This window comes from Guyparkeria sp. (genome assembly GCF_046540515.1).
Classification (GTDB): Bacteria; Pseudomonadota; Gammaproteobacteria; order Halothiobacillales; family Halothiobacillaceae; genus Guyparkeria.
Genome location: NZ_JBKHFB010000030.1, coordinates 1 through 20,226 on the forward strand (window position 1 = coordinate 1; position 20,226 = coordinate 20,226).

15 protein-coding genes are annotated in these 20,226 nt (G+C 66.4%); 11 read left to right on the plus strand and 4 right to left on the minus strand.

Translation table 11 applies throughout. The features are described from left to right. The first annotated feature begins 191 nt into the window (after positions 1-191). From ACLFRM_RS05390 to ACLFRM_RS05400, 3 genes are all read left to right on the plus strand, one after another. Entirely contained in the window at positions 192-1,415 is a 1,224-nt protein-coding gene (locus tag ACLFRM_RS05390) for a permease (protein ID WP_410754697.1), read from the plus strand. A 481-nt stretch (positions 1,416-1,896) separates the two neighbouring features. Continuing rightward, complete coding sequence (locus ACLFRM_RS05395) at positions 1,897-3,078, plus strand: CynX/NimT family MFS transporter (protein ID WP_410754698.1); 1,182 nt, start codon at positions 1,897-1,899, stop codon at positions 3,076-3,078. Between the two features lie 638 nt (positions 3,079-3,716). Next, a complete protein-coding gene (locus tag ACLFRM_RS05400; protein WP_410754699.1) occupies positions 3,717-7,775 on the plus strand; it encodes a PAS domain S-box protein in 4,059 nt (1,352 codons plus the stop codon). Between the two features lie 58 nt (positions 7,776-7,833). Here ACLFRM_RS05400 and ACLFRM_RS05405 read toward each other — a convergent pair whose 3' ends face one another. Further along, positions 7,834-9,990 (minus strand): diguanylate cyclase, encoded by a 2,157-nt coding sequence (locus tag ACLFRM_RS05405; protein ID WP_410754700.1) that lies wholly within the window; start codon positions 9,988-9,990, stop codon positions 7,834-7,836. Positions 9,991-10,164: 174 nt separating this feature from the next. Beyond that, positions 10,165-12,393, minus strand: coding sequence for an ATP-dependent DNA helicase RecG (recG, locus tag ACLFRM_RS05410; protein ID WP_410754701.1), 2,229 nt, complete (start codon positions 12,391-12,393; stop codon positions 10,165-10,167). Between recG and ACLFRM_RS05415 the strand changes: the two genes are divergently transcribed. The 3 genes from ACLFRM_RS05415 to ACLFRM_RS05425 all read left to right on the plus strand — a co-directional run bounded on the left by ACLFRM_RS05415 (position 12,382) and on the right by ACLFRM_RS05425 (position 15,174). After that, positions 12,382-13,668, plus strand: a complete 1,287-nt coding sequence (locus tag ACLFRM_RS05415) for a c-type cytochrome (RefSeq protein WP_410754702.1) — start codon at positions 12,382-12,384, stop codon at positions 13,666-13,668. The two genes, recG and ACLFRM_RS05415, sit on opposite strands and share 12 nt — an antisense overlap. 116 nt (positions 13,669-13,784) lie before the next feature. Further along, positions 13,785-14,387, plus strand: coding sequence for an ATP-binding cassette domain-containing protein (locus tag ACLFRM_RS05420; RefSeq protein ID WP_410754703.1), 603 nt, complete (start codon positions 13,785-13,787; stop codon positions 14,385-14,387). Further along, complete coding sequence (locus ACLFRM_RS05425; RefSeq protein ID WP_410754704.1) at positions 14,374-15,174, plus strand: ABC transporter permease; 801 nt, start codon at positions 14,374-14,376, stop codon at positions 15,172-15,174. Before ACLFRM_RS05420 ends, ACLFRM_RS05425 begins: the two co-directional genes overlap by 14 nt. A 144-nt stretch (positions 15,175-15,318) precedes the next feature. Here ACLFRM_RS05425 and ACLFRM_RS05430 read toward each other — a convergent pair whose 3' ends face one another. Continuing rightward, positions 15,319-15,660 (minus strand): c-type cytochrome, encoded by a 342-nt coding sequence (locus tag ACLFRM_RS05430; protein WP_410754705.1) that lies wholly within the window; start codon positions 15,658-15,660, stop codon positions 15,319-15,321. A 208-nt stretch (positions 15,661-15,868) separates the two neighbouring features. Then, positions 15,869-16,537 carry an energy-coupling factor ABC transporter permease gene (locus ACLFRM_RS05435; protein WP_410754706.1) on the minus strand — a complete coding sequence of 223 codons (669 nt, stop codon included), beginning with the start codon at positions 16,535-16,537 and terminating at the stop codon, positions 15,869-15,871. Positions 16,538-16,683: 146 nt separating this feature from the next. Between ACLFRM_RS05435 and ACLFRM_RS05440 the strand changes: the two genes are divergently transcribed. From ACLFRM_RS05440 to ACLFRM_RS05460, 5 genes are all read left to right on the plus strand, one after another. Next, positions 16,684-17,646: an SLAC1 anion channel family protein gene (locus ACLFRM_RS05440; protein WP_410754707.1), complete on the plus strand. Its 963-nt coding sequence runs from the start codon at positions 16,684-16,686 to the stop codon at positions 17,644-17,646. 154 nt (positions 17,647-17,800) lie between these two features. Then, entirely contained in the window at positions 17,801-18,217 is a 417-nt protein-coding gene (locus ACLFRM_RS05445) for a SirB2 family protein (RefSeq protein WP_410754708.1), read from the plus strand. Further along, positions 18,214-18,711, plus strand: a complete 498-nt coding sequence (purE, locus tag ACLFRM_RS05450) for a 5-(carboxyamino)imidazole ribonucleotide mutase (RefSeq protein WP_410754709.1) — start codon at positions 18,214-18,216, stop codon at positions 18,709-18,711. The genes ACLFRM_RS05445 and purE overlap by 4 nt, the downstream gene beginning before the upstream one ends. Before the next feature lie 4 nt (positions 18,712-18,715). Beyond that, complete coding sequence (locus ACLFRM_RS05455) at positions 18,716-19,909, plus strand: 5-(carboxyamino)imidazole ribonucleotide synthase (protein WP_410754710.1); 1,194 nt, start codon at positions 18,716-18,718, stop codon at positions 19,907-19,909. A 28-nt stretch (positions 19,910-19,937) separates the two neighbouring features. Next, the coding region (locus ACLFRM_RS05460; RefSeq protein WP_410754711.1) for a DUF4124 domain-containing protein at positions 19,938-20,226 on the plus strand (289 nt) is incomplete at its 3' end.

A 20,226-nucleotide genomic window follows, 5' to 3' on the forward strand; every position in this document is an offset into this window, starting at 1 on the left:
GACGGCGGCGAGCTGCCGCCCGGCCGTTTTCTCGCCTAAAGTGAGTGGAACGTGTCGGCAACACAAAAGGCTGGATTCCGCCTTGACAAGTCAATCGTCTCTCTCATCGGGCACATGCGCCCGTCAACCCTCCGCAAGGATCGGGGTCGCTCCCGGATCGGAACACGCTTTTTGGGCAGGAGCGAGAGTGAATGGCTGAATTCACCGCCTTGTGGCACGAAGCGGCAGTTACCACGCTGGGGTTCTTCTGGATGGCGCTGTGGGCGTTCATCCTCGGCTATGTGATCAGCAGCCTGATCCAGGTGCTGGTCACGCGCAGTCGCATGCAGCGATTAATGGGAAGGGAAGGGCCGAAGAGTATGGCGTTGGGTACTTTTTTCGGCTTTCTTTCCAGTTCCTGCAGTTTCTCCGCGCTGGCGAGCACGCGAGCGATATTTCAGAAGGGCGCGGGGCTCGCGCCTTCGCTGGCATTTCTGCTTGCGTCGACCAACCTGGTCATCGAGCTGGGGATGGTCATCGCGGTATTCCTCGGCTGGCAGTTTGTCGTCGGTGAATACGTTGGCGGCATTCTCCTGATCCTGGTCGTCTGGTTGCTGGTGCGGATTACCCGTCCACGGCGACTCGAGGCCCATGCCCGCCGCAAGATGGAGGATATCGAGGAGGGCGGCGAAGCGAGCGGCAAGAACTGGAAGGAAAAGATAACCAGTATCGAGGGCTGGCAACAGATCGGGCAGACCTACGTCATGGAGTGGCAGATGGTCTGGAAGGACGTCCTGATCGGCTTCACGGTGGCGGGCATCATCTCGGCCATGGTTCCGCAGAGTGTCTTTCATGCCCTGTTCATGGGCGCTGGCGGCGAGAATGCGGCAAACCCGGGATTTCTCGCGGTTCTGGCCCAGGCCCTGGTGGGGCCAGTGGCGGCTTTCTTTACCTTCATCGGTTCGATGGGGAATATTCCGCTGGCCGCCGTGCTGTTCTCCCAGGGGGTGTCCTTTGCCGGGGTGATGGCATTCATCTTTTCGGATCTGGTGGTCCTGCCCGTCCTCAGGATCAACGCCGCCTACTACGGCTGGAAGATGGCCCTCTACATCCTGGCTTTGATGCTGGTGGGGATCGTCCTCGTGGCGGTAACCCTGCACTACAGCCTTGCCTTTCTGGGCCTGCTGCCGGATTTCGGCAACGTCACCATGGGCGAGCGTGAGTTCTTCCAGTTGAACTACCAACTGGTGCTGAACGGGATTCTGCTCGCGGTCACCGCTGTGCTGCTCTGGTTCGCGTACCGGGCGAGGCATCATGGCCATGGACATCACCACGATCACGGTGGCGCCTCGTTGACCCACAAGATTCTCCGCGGCCTGGCGATGCTGGCCCTCGCCTGGCTGATCGGCGGTTTGCTCGTCCCCCTTTTCGACTAGCGATGTGCCGATCTGACCCGGAGGACCGGGTGGCGCGGTAGCCGCAATTCCCTTGCAAGCCTCAACATCGGGAAAAGAGGTCAGGACTCTTTATTTGGTGCATTTCGGTTTCGCACGCCAGATCGCTTGTGCGCTTTGATCGGGCCTCGCTGCCAAGCAGTGAGAGGCACTTTCTCTTGCCTGCCCAAGAGGAAGTGCCTCGGGCGTCGCCAGCGTCATTTGACCGAACCCCCCGAGCGAAACAAATGTCCGGAACCGTTCCGCCACCGCCGCAAGGGGTTCCGTCTCCTGCCCTAAACCTGATCCACCTGCAGGGCAATGTCTTGCGAGTGCAGCGGGTGGTTGTCCGCGCAGACAGGGAGCCTGTTTGAACCCCGCGGGGTGGCGGCCTAGTCTCTTTACTCGTGTTTCGCATCGGTCCGGCCCAGGGGCGACATTCTCGTTACGAGCAAGGCGGACAGGCATGACGTTTCCTCCCAGCATGAGATTCGCGTTGTTCGGCGCCGGCCTGATCGCCATCACCTACGGGCTCGCGCGCTTTGCCTTCGGCCTGTTCGTGCCGCCGATCCGCGCCGACCTGGAGCTGTCGGCGGAGGTGGTTGGCGTGATCGGCGCGCTGCCGCTGCTCAGTTTCATCCCCGCCTCGTTCGCCGCGCCGGTACTCGCCAGGCGGATGGGCGCCCGTTACACGGCGATGCTGTCGGGCACGCTCGCGGCCAGCGGGCTACTGGTGATCAGCCTGGCCCCGAATGGCCTGTCGCTGGGTCTCGGCGTGTTCGCCTGCGGCGTCTCGACCGGCCTGATGATGCCGGCGCTGTCGGGTGCGATGCAGGCGGTGGTCGACCGTTCGATGCACGGTCGGGTGAGCTCGATCATGAATGCGGGCACCAGCGTGGGGGTGGTCGTGGCCGTACCGACCGTGCTGTTCCTGGCCGATGCGTGGCGGATTACCTACGGCTCGTTTGCCGTCCTGGCCGTGGTCGGGCTGGTGGCCACATGGTTCGTCATTCCCTCGGTGTCGCGGGTCACGCCGTCCGAAGCTGCCCCGCCGATCAGCCGCGGCCAATGGTGGCGCCTGGGACGACTGTCGGTGTTCGCCTTCCTGATGGGCTTCGTCTCGGCGGCCTACTGGATCTTCGCGCCGGATCTCGTGGTCACGCTGGGCGATCTGTCACCGGGGGCAACCGGCTGGTTGTGGCTGGCGGTGGGCATTGCCGGCCTGGGCGGGGCGGCGGTGGCCGATCTCGCCGACCGCAACAACCCCCCCATCACCCAGGCGCTGATGCTGATGATGCTGTCGACGAGCCTGGCGCTGCTCGCCGCCAGCCCCGGCAATCTGTTTCTGGCAGTATTCTCCGCGCTGGTATTCGGTCTTGCCTACATGAGCCTGACCGGGCTCTACCTGATGACCGGCATCCGCCTGTTGCCGGGGCGCCTGTCGATGGGGCCGGTGCTGCCCTTCGTGGCCATTTCGCTCGGGCAGGCGGCCGGCTCGCCGCTGGTGGGCGTGCTGATCGACCGGTTCGGTTACGACGAGGGGTTCGCCATGTTCGCCGCAATGGGCGTCGTGATCGCCATTCTCTCGCCGCTGTACCCGCAGGCGGTCGGGGAAAAGGCCCCGGGAGAGGCCCCGGGAGAAGCTCGGGGACAGGCCGGCCCGTAGGCGGCCTACGATTATCAATTCCCGATCGCGGATGGCGAGACGGGCGAGTCCGACATCGAGGAGCCCCGGAACCGTTGAGCCCCGGAGACGTTTAGCCGAAAGGGTCTTGCCTTGCCGCGGCCGGGGTCTCCGTTTGTCCCCCCTGGCCGAGACGACCCTGCGGCTTCTGCGCCTCTCATCGGTTTCGCCTTGCGGAACCCGCATGCGTTCCGCGATCTTGTCGACCGTCTGGCGAGCCCGGTGGGCGTGGTAGCTGCCTGGAAGACCCTCGCGGCTTGCGGCGATCGGGTGGATCGCCGGCGATGCCACCAGCCCGGAATGGCGGGTATGATGGTGTCTGCGTAATTGACGATGGCTTGGGAACCTCTGCACGAATCGATGGCGCCTCTGGCTTGCGGATTGGTTCGCAATCGAGGCACCGGGCCGAAGGCGAGCCCAAGGTGATGACTCGGGCCCGTCGTGGGCCGGCAACGACGAGTGCAGGCAAACCCGCCAGGTGGGCCGCCAAAGGACCATTTGCGGCGCTTGCGAATGGCGGCGGCCATTTGCCGCGTACCGGGCCTTGCATCTGGCCCCTTGGCGGTCCCGCAGAGACACCACCGAACCGTGCAGAGATCCCCTTGAGACGAGGAGCGCGCGTGCCGACGCCGGAAGACCGCATTCGCCAACTGGAAGCCGAGCTCGAGGCGGAGCGCGCTCGGGCCGATGATCTCTACCAGGAGATGTTCGTGCGCAACGCGGCCCCGAAGCTGCTGATCGCCGCCGACTCCGGGCAGATCGTGGACGCCAATCCGGCGGCCGTCTCGTTCTACGGTTATGGCCGCAACACCCTGCTCTCGCTGAAGATCGACGATATCAATGCAGCACCCCCCGAGGAGGTCGCCGAGGAGCGCCAGCGGGCCAGGCGCGAGGAACGGCGCTATTTCCGTTTCCGCCACCGGCTAGCCAACGGCGAGTTGCGGCACGTCGAGGTATACACCGGGCCGATGACCGTCGACGGTGTCGAGTGCCTGCACTCGATCATCCACGACGTCACCGAGACCGTTCGTTACCAGCAGGGTCTCGAGTATTACCGCGACATCTTCGAGGCGCTGCCGGTGGGCGTCTACGAGAACCGCCCAGGTGCGGAAGGGTGCTTCTCGGCGGTCAATCCGGCGATGGTGCGGCTGTTCGAGGCCGGCAGCCGCGAGGAACTCCTGGCGACGCCCACGGCCCGGCTCTACCGTGACCCGGCTGACCGCCAGTCCTTCTCCGACAGGCTTCTCGAGGCGGGGCAACTGCATGATGAGGTGCTGCCGCTGCAGACCCTCGAGGGCAACCCGATCATGGTCTCGGTGACGGCCACGGTCCGCCGCCTCGATTCCGGCGAAGTGGCGTTCGGCGGCGTGATCATGGACATCACCGAGCAGCAGCGGATGCGCCAGCGCTTGCTGGAGAGCGAGCTTCGTCATCGCAGCATTCTCGAGGCGATGGCCGAGGGAGTGGTGCTGCAGAATCGCGACGGCGAGATCGTCGAGGCGAACCCGGCCGCGCGCCGGATCCTCGGCCTGGACGACCCCGCGTTGCTCGGGCGGCGATCGGAAGACCCGGCCTGGCAGGCCATCCACACCGACGGCAGCCCTTTCCCCGGTGACAGTCACCCGGCCATGGTCAGCCTTCGTGACGGCGTTTCCGTGCGCGAGGAGGAAATGGGGCTTCCCCAGCCGGATGGCAGTATCCGCTGGCTACGGATAAACAGCGAACCGCTGTTCATCGATGGTGAAAAGAAGCCCGACAAGGTCGTCGCGACCTTCGTCGATGTCACCGAACGCTACGAGGCACGTCGGTATCTGGCCGAGAGCGAGGCCCGTTACCGCGACATGGTCGAGAACCAGCCGCAGCTCGTCCATCGCTACCTGCCCGACACCACGATTACCTTCGCCAACAGCGTGCTGGCGGATCACCTGGGTGCCCGCGCCGAGGACCTGGTGGGGCAACGCTGGATCGAGGCAGTCGAGCCGGAGGCACGAGGCGAGATCCTCGCGACACTGGCCCGGCTGACGCCCGAGCACCCCGTGAACCAGAACGAAAATGCGCTGGTGGATGCCGACGGGCGCAGGCGGTGGATTCACTGGACCAACCGCGCCTTCTTCAATGAGGAGGGCGAAGCGGTCGAGTTCCAGAGCGTGGGCGTGGACATTACCGAGCGGCGCGAGCTCGAGGAGGAACAGGATCGCCTCACGGCGATCATCGAGGCGATGCCGGACCTGGTCTCGATGGCAGGGGTCGATGGTCGCCCGTTCTACTACAACAAGGCCGGACGGTCCCTTCTCGGCCTGGGGCCGACGCAAGAGCCGGATGCCTCCCCGATTCGTGAGCGTCACCCGGACTGGGCCTGGTCGATCGTCGAGAATGTCGCCCTGCCGACCGCGCGTGCCCAGGGCGTGTGGAAGGGGGAAACCGCCTTCTTGACCCTGGAGGGCGAGGAGATCCCGGTTCTGCAGACGGTCATCGCCCACCATGACAAGAACGGCGAGGTGAGCCACTACTCCACCATCATGCGCGACCTCTCCGAGGAGAAGGCGCGCGAATTCCGGCTGCGCGAGCTTACCGCGATCATGGAGGCGACCCCGGACTTCATCTCCCTGGCGTGTCCCGAAGGCAGGGTGCTGTACGTCAATCGTGGTGGCAGGCGTCTGCTCGGGCTGCCCGAGAACAGTCGTGCCGCGGTGGACGGGGAGGTGTTCTCCGACAGTCCGGTCGAGGCCGGCGACTGGGCGCACCCCGAGTGGGCTTCGAAGCTGATTCGCGAGCAGGGCATTCCCGGGGCGATCCGTGACGGCCAGTGGGAGGGCGAAACCGCGCTGCTCACCGCCGACGGGAAAGAATTGCCGGTCTCGCAGGTCATCCTCGCGCATCGTGATGACGACGGGCGCCTGCTGCGGCTTTCCACCATCATGCGGGACATCAGTCGTCACAAGGCGCTCGAGCGCGCTCTCGAGCGCCGGCAAAGCACACTGGCGCAACTGCTGAGCATCACCGCCTCGAGTAGCGACCTCGACACGCGGCTGGGCAAGCTGCTCGAACTGGGCGCGACGTTCTTCAAGCTGCCCTTCGGCATCATCAGCCGGGTTCGGGGCAACGATTACCGCGTGCGCAATGCCGTCTCGCCGGGTGACGTGATCGAGCCGGGCGCCCGGTTCGACCTCGAGGAGACCTATTGCGTCCACACCCTGGCGGCAGACCGACCCACCGGCTTCCACCAGGCCGGGCAGTCGTCCATTCGTCGCCACCCCTGCTACGAAAAGCAGGGGCTCGAGGCGTACCTCGGTGCGCCTATCCACGTCGGTGAAAGCGTGTACGGCACCCTCAACTTCTCGCGCCTCGAACCCCGCGAGCCGTTCAGCCCGTATGAGTGGCAGCTGATCAAGCTGATGGCGCAGTGGGTGAGCTACGAGATTACCCAGGAGGCGAACCGTCGTGCCCTGGAGGTCGAGCGCAATCGCTTCGTTGGCGGCCCGACCGTCGTGCTCGCCTGGCGACGGGAACCGGGCAGCCCGATCACCTACGTCTCACCCAATATCCACCCCACCTTCGGCCACGCGCAGGCTGAACTGATCGGGCAGCCCTACCTCGACTTCATTCACCCGAGCGACCGACGCCAGTGCAGCGAGCAGATCGAGTCCCTGGAGAAGTCCGCGGTCGACCAGGTCGAACGGGAGTATCGCCTACAGGACGGCGCAGGGGACTATCGGTGGGTGCACGACTTTGTCGTCGCCGAACGCGACAATGATGGCAATGTCGAGTCGCTCAGTGGCTACCTGCTGGATATCACCCGTCGCCGGGAACTGGAATCCGAACGGCGCCTGCTGGCCGTCGCCTTCCAGACCGGCCAGGCACTGATGCTGCTGAGCCCGGACTGGCGTATCGAGCGCGTCAACGATGCCTTCACCCGCCTGACGGGCTATCGCGCCGAGGAGGTGGTCGGACGCGACCCCGCCATGCTCGACTCGGCGGAGAACGACACCGCACTTCCCGGTCGCCTGGCCGAGTCACTCTCGCGGCGGGGGTACTGGGAAGGCGAGGTGCATCGTTGCGACAAGAGCGGCCGGAATCTGCCCTTGTGGGAGTCCGTCTGTGCGGTGACCGATGCCAACGGCGCGATCGAGCACTACGTCTCGGTCTTCCACGACATCAGCGAGCAGAAACGCGTCGAACGCGAGCTCCAGCACCTGGCCACGCACGATCGCCTCACCGGCGTCTACAATCGCGGCAAGCTCTACGAACTGATCGAGGCGGCCGAGGTAGCGAGGCAGCGCTACGACACACCGTTCTCGGTGCTGATGTTCGACATCGACCACTTCAAGCGGATCAACGACAGCCACGGCCACCAGATCGGTGACCGGGTGCTGGTCGAACTGTCCCGTCGCGTCGATGACCTGTGTCGATTGACCGACCAGTTCGGTCGATGGGGCGGCGAGGAATTCCTCGTGATTGCCACCCACACCACCCTCGAGGGAGCGATGCAGCTGGCGGAACGCATTCGCGCGGCCGTCGCGGATATGCCCTTCCCGGGTATCGGGACCATCACGGTGAGTGTCGGTGTCGCCCAGATGCGTGACGGCCTGACCACGAAAGAGCTCGAGGGGCTCGCCGACGCGGCGCTCTACGCCGCCAAGGATGCGGGACGGAATCGCGTGCAAGCGAGCGCGGGATGACGACCCCCGGCGCGACGCCTGCAGGGTGGTCGTTGACCGGAGCAAATCCGGGCTATCGCTATCGGAATGCCACGATGTTGCGACCCTGACGCTTGGCGTCGTAGAGCGCGTCATCGGCGCGCTTGAGCAGGGCGTCGGAGGTGTCGCCGCGGCGGTATAGGGAGGCGCCGATGCTGGTGGTGACGTGGCCGGCCTCGGGGAAGGGGGCGGCCTCGATCGCCTGGCGCAACTTCTCGGTGAAGGCGATCAGGGTGGACTTGTCGGCGTGCGGGGTGATGATCAGGAATTCCTCGCCGCCCCAGCGACCGAGGATGTCCGTCTGGCGGCAGTTGCGGCGCAGCACCTCGACGAATTCGCGCAGGACGGCATCGCCGGCGCGGTGGCCGAAACGGTCGTTGATGGTCTTGAAGTGGTCGATGTCGAGGATGATCACGCCGAAGGTCTCGTCGTAGCGTTCGGCCTTCCGGGTTTCGTCATCGAGGACCTGGTCCAGCTTGTGACGGTTGTATACGTCCGTGAGCTTGTCGGTCACGGCCAGTCGCTCGGTCTGTCGGTAGGCGGCTTCCAGCTGTCGTTTCAGGTTGGCCTGCTTGAGGAAGAAGGCCAGTCCGGCGAGCATCAGTAGCCCGAAGACGGCAGTCACCTGCCAGAGCAGCGTGTAGTCGACCCGTTCGTCGTAGCGCACGGAAATCCACTTGTTGTTGATCTCGCGTCGCTGCTCCTCGGTAATGCTGGAGACGGCCTTCTGCATGATGCCGTGCAGGATCGGCTCGTCCTTGCGCACGGCCACGCCCATGTCCCAGGACTTGTCGGTGTCGCCGGTGATGCGTAACTCGCCGCTGTACTCGGTCTGCAGCTTGTAGCCGATGGTCGCGAGCGTGCCGATGTAGCCGAAGACCTCCCCCCGACGCACCATGTCCAGACCGGCGTCGATGTCGGCGACCTCGACGAGATCGAGGTCGGGGAACTCCTCGCGCAGCAGTTCGGCGAAGGCGTACAGCGCCGGGATGGCGATCTTGCGCCCCTCGAGGTCGTCCAGGCGGTCGAGAAACGCCACCTCCGCCTGGGTGGCGACGACCAAAGGGGTCTGGATATAGCTGTCGGTGAACTCGAGATAGGCCTCGCGTTCCGGTGTGGGCATGGCGAGGCTGAACAGGTCGCATCGCCCGGCCTTGAGGGCCTCGACCGACTCGGACCAGGTCGCTACCGGTAGCGGGCGGAAGTCCACGCCCAGCGCCTGCTCGAACAGGGCGAAGTAGTCGGCGCTGATGCCGTCATGCTCGCCGTTCTCGTCGAAGCGCTCGAAGGGCATCCAGTTGGGGTCGATGCAGATGTCGACGTGGCCGGCTGTGTCGAGGTAGTCCCGTTCCGCCGCGTTCAGCGAGACGGTTGGCGCAGCGCCGGGGATCGCTTGCCGACCGCGCACGTCCAGCCAGCGGGAAACGAGATCCCGCCACTCGGCCGGGGTAATGGCGTCCAGGCCCTTCTGCATGATCGAGTGCAGCTCGGGCTGGTCCGGCCGGATGCCGAAGCGCAGGTCTTCCTCGTTCACGCCGGGCAGGTCCAGTTCGCCGGCGATGCGGATATTGGTGTAGGCGCGGCGCTTGATCACCGCGTTGATGTTGGTGAGGTTCTGCACCAGCGCATCGATCTCGCCCACGACCAACGCGTGGGTCATTTCCTGGTAGGTGTCGAAGCGCACCAGGTCCAGGTCGGCTTCGGCCTCGAGGGCGTCGACGTAGAAGATGTCCTCGATCACCCCGACGCGTTGCCCGGCGAGGTCGGACAGCCCTCCGTAGTCGCCGAAGTCGTCGCGGACGAAAACGAAGATCGGCAGTTCGTAGTAGGGTTCGGTGTAAAGCGTGAAGGCGCTGCGGTTCTCGCTGTAGGAGATGCTCGAGATCATGTCGACCTCGCCGTCACGAAAGCGCCGGAACGACTCGCCCCAGGGGCCGAAGGACTTCTCGAAGGTCAGCCCGGTCTTGTCGGCGATCAGATGCAGCAGTTCATGTTCGAAGCCGCTGCCCGAGCCGTCGCCGAGCACGGTGAACGGCGGGTGCTCGATCATCATGGCGACGCGGACGCTCGGATTCGATTCGAGGAAGGCCTTCTCCTTGGCGTCCAGGGCCACGGACGCCGCACCACTCTCCTGTGCGCTTGCCGGGGCAAGGCACGCACCGAGCAGCAGTAACAGGGAGAGGCAGAGTCGCTTCATGGCCGGCGCGTGGTTCCGTCAGTGCCTGGGGTGGGCTGGCGTGCCGACCGTCGTGGTCGGGTAGAGTGCTCGTCGCGGCGCACCGGGCGCCGAAGAGACACCCGTGCTGGACGTGCCCGGTTCGGGCACTAGGAAAACTGTATGTCAGCGCTCGAATGCGGGCAAGGGGAGCGGCTACACCTGCCCGTATTGCCCCGCCGCGCCCACCCAGCGCGAGATCAGCGGGGCGACGGCGTCAGGGAACCGGTCGAGCAGCTCGTCGGCCAGTCGCCCGGCTTCCTCGAGCCGGCCCTGGTCTTCCAGCAGGTTGGCGATCTTGAGCTTGGCGATGCCGGCCTGGCGGGTGCCGAGCACCTCGCCGGGGCCGCGCTGTTCGAGGTCCGCCTCGGCCAGCCGGAAGCCGTCCTCGGTCTCGCGCATCAGGGCCAGCCGCGCGCGGGCGCGATCGGAGAGCGGTTCCTCGAACAGCAGCACGCAGTGGCTGGCGGTCGCGCCGCGCCCGACGCGGCCGCGCAGCTGGTGGAGCTGGGCCAGACCCATGCGTTCGGCGTTCTCGATGATCATCAGCGAGGCGTTGGGCACGTCCACGCCCACCTCGATCACGGTGGTCGCCACCAGCAGGTGGTAGTCGCCGGCCTTGAATCGGGCCATCTCGCGCTGCTTGTCGGACGCCGACATGCGCCCGTGGACCATGCCGATGCTCAGGTGAGGCAATTCCTCGCCGAGCATGGCGAAGGTGGTCTCCGCCGCCTGCGCCTCGATCTGCCCCTCCTCGATCAGCGGGCAGACCCAGTAGGCCTGCCGCCCCTCGGCACACACGCGGGCAATGCGCTCGATCACTTCGCCGCGGCGGTCGGCGCGCACCACCACCGTGGTCACAGGTGTGCGCCCCGGCGGCAGCTCGTCGATGATCGAGACATCGAGGTCGGCGAACTGCGTCATGGCCAGCGTGCGGGGGATGGGGGTGGCGGTCATGATCAACTGGTGCGGCCGGCGCGCGCCGCCCGCCTGGCTCGCCCCCTTGTCCGTCAGCGCCAGGCGCTGGTGGACGCCGAAGCGATGCTGTTCGTCGACGATCACCAGCCCCAGTCGGTGGAAGTCCACCGATTCCTGGAACAGGGCATGGGTACCGATCACGATCTGCGCGCGTCCGTCGGCCAGCTGCGCCAGCCCCTCACGGCGTCGAGCCGCCGACTGCTGGCCGCTCATCAGTCGCACCGACAGGCCCAGCGGCTCGAACCACTGCGCGAAGTTGCGCGCGTGCTGCTCGGCGAGCAGTGCCGTGGGCGCCATCAGCGCGACCTGGTAGCCGGCGTCGATCACGTCCAGCGCGGCGGCCGCGGCGACCAGTGTCTTGCCCGAGCCGACGTCGCCCTGTACCAGTCGCAGCATCGGCAGCCGCTGGGCCAGGTCGGTCTTGATCTCGCCGATCACCCGTTTCTGGGCGCCGGTGGGCGTGAAGCCGAGTTGGCCGAGCAGCTGACCGAACAGATGCTCGCGCGGCGCGATGGCCGGGGCGGCGACCTGCCGGGTGACCGCCCGGCGCTGGCGCAGGGCGAGTATGTGGGTGGCCAGTTCCTCGGTGATCAGACGCTGCAGTGCCGGTTCGGCGCGATCAGGCACACCGTCGTTGCGCTTCGGCAGGTGAATGCGTTGCAGGGCCTTCATCAGGGGCGGCCAGCCATTGGCCTCACGGATGGCGGCAGGCAGCGGGTCAGGCAGCTCACGCACCGCCACCTCGAGGGCCGCCTCGACCAGCTGACGCAGCTTGGGCTGGGCCACGCCCTCGGTGGCCGGGTAGACCGGGCGGATCTGGCCGATCTGGTTGGGCGCGACCAGTTCGGGCTGGGCCATTTCCAGTCCTTGCGGTCCATGCTGCAGTTCGCCGAACAAGAGGTAGGTCCGTCCGGCCTGAGGGGTCGGGCCGAAGCGACCGAAGAACCAGACCGTCAGCGGCGCCGGCCCGTTCGGGCCCTCGCCGACGCCCTGACAGACCAGTCTCGCCTTGCCGCGGAACAGGGGGCGGACCTCGGTGATGCGCACCTCGAACAGCGCCGCCTCGTGAATACGCTCGGGGTCGAGCGATTGTTTCGTGCCGCGATCCTCGTAGCGCAGGGGTTGATGCCAGAGGAGATCCTCGACCCGCTCGATCTGCAGTCGGGAGAGCTTTTCGGCCACCTTCGGGCCGACGCCAGGTAGCTCGGCTACCGGCGAGGAAAGTCCGGGAGGGCGCTTTCTGGCGCCACCCGAGGCATTGGCCTTACCAGAAGAGCGGTTTTTTTTCGGTGCGGAGGGAGACATGAGGGCGCCGGTTCTGTCAAACGAAGATTTTTGCCGATATACTACGCGCCGTTGCGCATGCCAAAACGATAAAGATTCTGGAGGACTCTCGTGGCTCAACATACCCCCAAGGTCGATCCGATGTCGAAGCTGGTTGGCTTCGTCTCGGCGCTGGTCCTGCTGGTCGCCGTGTTCTATCTCGTGAACGCGCTCTTCAATACCGCCGGCGAGAATGCCCTGGAAGGCCAGGTGGTCGAGAAACCGGAAACCAAGGAAGAGGAAACCAAGACCGCTTCCTCCGACGAAGACAAGTCGGACTCCGATGACAAGGGCGACAAGTCCGAGTCTGACGACGCCAAGGGCGATGTCGCTGCAGGCAAGGAGAAGTACGCTTCTTGCGCGGCCTGCCACGGGGACGACGGCAAGGGCCAGGGCGGCGCGTTCCCGGCCTTGACCGACATCTCCGCGTCGGATGCGGAAAAGAGCCTGATCGCCTATCGCGATGGCGACGAGGATTTCGCGAAGGATCGCGGCCTGGGTGACCGCTTCGGCACCATGGCGCCGAACGCCGCCAACCTCTCCGACGAAGACATCGCCGACCTGGCCGCCTACATCGGTGACGAGTTCGGTGGTGGCGCCGGTGAATCGTCTGACGGCGGTGGTGACTCCGCCGACGGCGGCAACGGCAATGGCGGCGGTGCGGTCGATGGTGACGTGGCAGCCGGCAAGGAGGCCTACGCTTCCTGCGCATCCTGCCACGGTGACGACGGCAAGGGTCAGGGCGGGGCCTTCCCCGAGCTGACCGAGATGGATGCGGCCGACCTCCAGAAGAAGCTGATCGCCTATCGCGATGGCGACGAGGACTACCTCAAGGAGCAGGGGCTGGGTGACCGCTTCGGCACCATGGCGCCGAACGCGGCCAACCTTTCCGACGAGCAGATCGCCAACCTGTCGGTCTACATTGCCGACGCGTTCGGTGGCACCAACGGCGGCGGCAGCGACAATGGTGAATCAAAGTCGGACGATGACGAAGCCAAGGCCGAGGACGGCAAGGAAGAGAAGGATGCCGAGCCGCGCATCGTCAGCGAGTCGCTGATCAATCGCGGCGGCGCGCTGTACTCCTCCTGCGCCATCTGTCACGGCGCCGAGGGCGAGGGTGGCGAGCTGTTCGACGCGCCCAAGCTGGTCGGCACCAAGATGGACCAGACCATCAACCTGCTGAAGCTCTACCGCAAGGGCCAGGAGATGGGTCCGAACTCCTACGCGATGATCCCGCAGGCCAAGGGCCTGACCGACGACGACATCGAGGCGCTCGGTGCCTACATCGAGGTCATGGATGACGAGGAGCTGCCGGCCGAGGCCGACGGTGAGGCCCCGGCAGGTGCGGCGGCCCAGTAACACACCGCTGCAGTGCCGTTGCCATCTGGGCCGCTGATCGGCCCAGATGGCACCAACGACGCCGGCCCGAGGGCCGGCGTTTTGTTTGTGGGATGCGTTTCCGTGAAGGGGGTGGCATGTTGTTCGAAGTGAAGGACCTGCGCGGGCCCAACGTCCCGCCGGTTTCGTTCGCGCTCGCTGGCGGCGAGGTGCTGCCGGTGCGCGGCGAGTCGGGCATCGGCAAGAGCCAGATGCTGCGTGCACTGGCGGACCTGTCCCCGCACGAGGGGGCGGTCCACCTCGACGGCGACGAGCAGCAGGCCGTGCTCGCTACCGACTGGCGTCGGCAGGTGGTGCTGGTGCCGGCGGAGTCCGGCTGGTGGGCCGAGACGGTCGCGGAGCACTTCCCCGCCCGGCCTCCGGAGGAGTGGTGGTCGCGGCTCAACCTGCGCGACGCGCTATGGGATTCGCCGGTCGAGCGGCTGTCCTCGGGCGAGCGCCAGCGGCTGGCTATGCTGCGTGCCCTGGCGCTCGAGCCGCGCGTGCTGTTGCTCGACGAGCCGACCGCCAACCTCGATCGGGCCAACGCCGAGGCGATGGCCGGGCTGCTGCTCGACTACCTGCGCGAGCACCAGGCCGCGGCGGTGTGGGTCAGCCACGACCCGCACGAGGTCGAGTCGCACGGCGGGTGCTGGCTGGAGATGACCGCCGAGGGAGGGGTGCTGCATGGATCTGTATAGCCTGACCCCCTTCGACCTGGCGCTGGCGGCGGGGCTGGTGCTGGCGCTGGGCGTGGTGCAGGTGCTGCTCGGCCTGGGCCTGTTCCGCACGCTGGCCTTGAACAGCGCGCGCATGGTGCTGCAGCTGTTGCTGGTGGGCGTGATCCTCGAGGCGGTCTTCGACGCCGCCACCCTGCCGTGGATCGTGCTGATCGCATTGGTGATGATGGGGCTGGCCGGCTACGAGGTGGTCGCCCGGCAGAAGCGTGCCATCCGCGGCTGGCATGGCTACGGGATCGGTCTGGCGGCCATGAGCGCCACGGCGCTGATCGTGACCGTGCTGGCGCTCACCTTCGTGATCGAGACCGATCCCTGGTACACGCCACAGTACTCGATCCCGCTGCTGGGGATGATCCTCGGCAACACCATGACCGGCATCGGCCTGGCCCTGAACAACCTGACCCAGACGGCCTGGCGGAGCCGCCGCGAGATCGAGGCGCGGCTGGTGCTGGGGCATTCGGTGCGCGAGGCCACCGCCGAGCTGCGCTCCGACTCGATGCGCGCCGGGTTGATCCCGACGCTCAACATGCTGGCCGCAGCCGGCGTGATCAGCCTGCCGGGGATGATGACGGGGCAGATTCTCGCCGGCACGCCGCCGATCGAGGCGGTGAAGTACCAGATCCTGATCATCTTCCTGATCACCGCGGCGACGGGCTTCGGCTCCCTGGTGGCGGTGCAGTTGGGCGCCCGCCGGCTGTTCGACGCACGTGATCGCCTGCGTCTCGACCGCCTGCGCAGCGGGCGCTGAGAACGTCCCGTCCCCCTGTCCGCGGGGCGTCTCATGATGGCCCTGCGAGATGCCCGGGATGGGTCATCGTCCACAAAAAAACCCGGACCATCGGTCCGGGTCGTGTTTGCCGGGGACGTTCCCCGGTGCCGAGGGCACGAGGGCTTAGAGGCTCTCGATGTAGGCGCCCAGGTTTTCCATGTCGCCTTCGGACAGGCCGGCGGCGTTCGGCGCCATGATGGCGAAGTTCGAGCCGCCCAGGTTGGCGTCCATTTCCTTGAGTGCGTCCTGGTCGCCGTTCTTGTAGTGTGTCAGTGCCTGCACGGTCTCGTCAGCACTGTGGCCGGCGAGCTTCGGGAACATGCCCTGGCCCTGGGCCTTCTGGCCGTGGCAGGAGGCGCAGCTCTGCTCGTAGAGCTTCTTGCCGGCATCGGCGTCGGCGGCCATGGCCTGCCCGGAGGCAACGGCCAGACCGGAGGCGAAAGCAATCGCGGTCAGTTTCTTCATGGGAACTCCTGATATCTCGTGTCTTGAATTACCCGAGCTCACTCCTGCTCGGCTGGGGTGGGCTAAAGCAGGTTCCGTGCCACTCGGGTCGGATCGAACGCCCGTTCATAAACAAACGTTTACCCGAGCCAGGTTCGACTGATGACACGAAGGGAGTTGCATCTTGCAAGCGCGCGACGTCAGGACGCAATCCGCCCGCGCCCGGACGTCATTGCCCGTCGATGTAACGGTGATCGTCGAAGGAGATCACCAGCTGCGGGGTGACCAGCGCCAGCGCGGTCATCAGCATGCCGTTGATCACCCCCTCGGGGAAGGCGAGCAACGGCAGGATGCGCAGGTAGTTGTTCCAGACGATGTCCACGTCGTAGAGCCCCAGTGCGAGGATCACCAGGGCGGTGCCCCCGCCGTGGGCGAGCGCGCCGAGCACGGCGGAAAGAAACACGCCGATGAAGAGATAGATGAAGAAGTTCGGCGGCAACAGGCGCTGTGATACCCGGGTGATGCCGTAGGTGATGGCCGCGGGCAGGGCGGCGCTCAGGAGGAACGTCCAGCCGGCGATCGCCAGTCCGTGACCGAAGATCAGGGCGGAGGCGATCGCCGCGATCAGGCCCGCGATCAGGGTCAGCTCGAGGCCGATGACCAGCGTGACGGTGGCCACGCCGAGAAGGTGGAGGGTCAGTCCCGGCATCAGGGTGGCCGAGAGCGACCACATGCCGACGAGAAAGACGATCGCGATCAACACCAGGTGGATGCGTATCGGATCGGCGCGCAACGCCTGCCAGGGCGCGGCCCGCGCAGCCCAGGCGACGCTGGTAAGCGTGAGCAGCCAGCCGATCACGCCGATGGGCAGGGAGACCAGATGGTTGGGTAGTTGCATGACATGCCTCACGCGTGATGTGTGTCGTTAGTCTAGGGAACCCAGACCTTGCCTGCCTGCACGAAGTCGGCATCAGCGCGGGGTTGATTTTTGTGTATGCTGTATAGACACAGTTTATGAGTCGGATTCCCTCGGAGGAAACATCGATGGTGACAGATACGCGGCTGGCTCACTTCCCCATTTCCATGTTCGCGATCGTGATGGGACTGGCCGGCCTGACCCTGGTGATCGATGCGCTGGCTGAGCCCGGAGCGTGGATGGGCGGCATCGCCACCGCCCTGGTGACGCTCGATTTGGCCGTTTTCGCCCTGATCGCGGTGCTGTATCTCGTCAAGGGCGTTCGCCACCCTGCGGCGGTGCGGGCCGAGTTCAATCATCCGGTCAAGCTGAGCTTCTTTCCTGCCATCACGATCGGGTTGATCCTGCTGGGCATGGTCACCCTCGAGCGCTGGCCCGGGCTCGCCCACCTGTTGTGGGGCATCGGGACGGCCGGCCACCTGGTGCTGACGCTCGCCATCCTGAGTCGCTGGATGCACCAGCAGCACTTCGAGATTCACCATTCGAACCCGGCATGGTTCATTCCCATCGTCGGCAACATCCTGGTGCCGATCGCCGGTGTGCCGCTGGGTCACGAGGCCTTGTCGTGGTTCTTCTTCAGCGTCGGGCTGGTGTTCTGGCCGCTGCTGTTCGCCATCCTGCTGTACCGCTACTTCTTCCATGACCCGATGCCGGGCAAGCTGATGCCCACGCTGTTCATCTTCATCGCCCCGCCGGCCGTCGGGTTTCTCTCCTGGCTGGCGTTGCATCCGGGCGCCGCTCCGGACGGATTCGCACTGGTGCTGTTCAACGTCGCCATTTTCCTGACCCTGCTGCTGGTCTGGCAAATCGGTCGGTTCGTCCGCCTGCCGTTCGCGCTTTCCTGGTGGGCGTACTCCTTCCCGGTGGCCGCCATGACCCTCGCGACCCTGCGGATGGCGGGTGCCACGGAAGATGCCTTCTGGGGCGGGCTTGCCCTGGTGCTTGTGGTGGCGACGGTCGTGCTGGTCGTCGGACTGGCGGTGCGTACCCTGGTGGCGGTCGCGCGCGGGCAGATCTGCCAGCCGGAATAACGGGCCGGATAACGGATCGGGTGCCGTATTGGGGGCGTGGCGGCTTTGCTTTATGCTTTGGCCTCCTGATGGCCCGATCCCGGATTCCAGGCTCCTGCCTGCTTGTCGGTGACGGGCCGGTCGCACCCTCGAGAAGCACACGGACGATCACCCCATGGCCCAAGTCTCTTTCTGGATTCACCTGCACGCCCTGGCGGCGGTGCTGTCGCTCACCGGCTTTGTCGTGCGCGGCATCTGGATGTTCGCCGGCTCGTCGATGCTGAAGAAGAAGTGGGTGAAGATCACCCCGCACGTGGTCGACACCGTGCTGTTGCTCAGCGCCCTTGTGGCCGCCTGGCTGCTCTTCTGGGGTAACGGCGTTCACCCCGACTTCCTCACCGTCAAGATCGTCGGTCTGATCGTCTACATCGGCCTGGGGCTGGTCGCGATGCGATTCGGCAAGACGCGCGGCCTGCGTGCCAGTGCCTGGGTGCTGGCGATCCTGGTGTTCCTGTACGTCGCCGCCGTGGGCGTGGCCAACACCCACCCGCAGCTGCAGGACGTGTTGCCGGCCGTGGTGACCGGCGTATGAGTGCCAAGCCGCTGGTCGGCGTGATCATGGGCTCGCAGTCGGACTGGGAGACCATGAGCCACGCCTGCGAGACACTCGAGGTGCTGGGTATCCCCTTCGAGAAGGAGGTGGTCTCGGCACATCGCACCCCGGACAAGCTGTTCGATTACGCCGGCGCGGCGGTCGGTCGCGGCCTGAAGGTGATCATCGCCGGGGCCGGCGGCGCGGCGCACCTGCCGGGCATGGTGGCCGCCAAGACCCGCTTGCCGGTGTTCGGTGTGCCGGTGCAGTCGAAGGCCCTGTCGGGGATGGATTCGCTGTTGTCGATCGTGCAGATGCCGGCCGGCGTGCCGGTGGGCACGCTGGCGATCGGCCGTTCCGGTGCGATCAACGCCGCCTTGCTGGCCGCCGCCACGCTGGCGACTGCCGACGAGGCGCTGGCCGAGCGACTGGATGCCTGGCGCGAGCGCCAGACGCAGACGGTGCTCGACAAGCCCGAGCCGGGCGAGGGCTGAGCCGATGGGCGCTGGGCAGGATCAGTGCGAGGTGCCGCGCGTCGAGGGGCGCACCGGCGAGCCGGCCGGGCTGCACATCGGCGTGATCGGCGGTGGCCAGCTGGGCCAGATGCTGGGGCTTGCCGGGGTGGCGATGGGACACCGCTTCACCTTCCTCGACCCGGCGATGGACCCGCCGGCCGCCTCGGTCGGCCGGCACCTGCGCGCCGAGTTCGACGATGCCGAGGCGCTCGAGCGTCTTGCCGTCGAGTGCGATCTGGTCACGCTCGAGTTCGAGAACGTCCCGCAGGCCTCCGCCGAGCGGATCGCGGCGCGCAACTGCCTGATGCCCAACTCGCAGGCATTGGCCGTGGCGCAGGACCGCGTCGAGGAGAAGCAGTTCTTCGAGGGGCTGGGCTTGTCGGTCGCGCCCTGGGTGCAGGTCGACTCGGTGCGCGACATCGTTCAGGGCATGTCCCACCTGGGTGGCGCCTCGATCCTCAAGACACGCCGCTTCGGCTACGACGGCAAGGGGCAGGTGCGCATCGGCGACCCCGCCCACGCCGCCCACGAGGGCGGGCCGGGCAATCCGGGCGAGGCGGCCTCGGCCTGGGAGGCGCTGGCCGGTGCCCCGGCGATCCTGGAGAAGATGCTCGCCTTCGAGCGCGAGGTCTCCATCATTGCCGTGCGCAGCCGCAACGGCGAGGCGCGTGTCTACCCGCTGGTGACCAACGAGCACCGGCTCGGCATCCTCTGGCAGACCACCGCCCACAGCAGCGATCCGCTGCAGGAGGACGCCGAACGAGCCGCGAAGCGTGTCATGGACAAGCTCGACTACGTCGGCGTACTGGCGATCGAGTTTTTCGTTGTCGACGGGCAGTTGTTGATCAACGAGATGGCCCCGCGCGTGCACAACAGCGGCCACTGGAGCCTGGGCGGGGCGCGCACCTCGCAGTTCGAGAACCACATCCGAGCGGTGGTCGGCTGGCCGCTGGGCGAGACCGAGCCGCTGGGCGAGGTGGCGATGCTCAACCTGGTCGGCACCCTGCCCGATCCGGCGTCCGTGCTGGCCGTTCCGGGCACCGGCTGGCACGACTACGGCAAGACCCCGCGTCCGGGGCGCAAGCTGGGCCATGTCACGGTAACCGCACCGGACCGCCCCACGCTCGAGTCCCGGCTGGATCGCCTGCGGGCCGTGATCCGGCCGCCCGGGGCGTAACCCGCTGCCAATCATCGAGGGAGCACCCATGCGAGTCGTCAACGGAAGGTCGTCCCATCGAATCCACCTGCCCTGGCTCCTGCTGGTCCTGGTGGCCCAGCCCCTGTCGGCCGCCAAGATCTACCAGTACACCAACAGTGCCGGCGAGACGGTGTTCACCGACGAGCGGGTCGAGGGCGCGACCGTTCACGAGGTCGAGGACGCCCCGGTGATTCCCATGAAGCCCGTGGACGTGCCCGAACCACCTGAAGACGAATCCTCGTCGAAGGAGGCGGCCGAGCCCCGCATGGACACGTCCGGGCAATCCGGGCAATCCG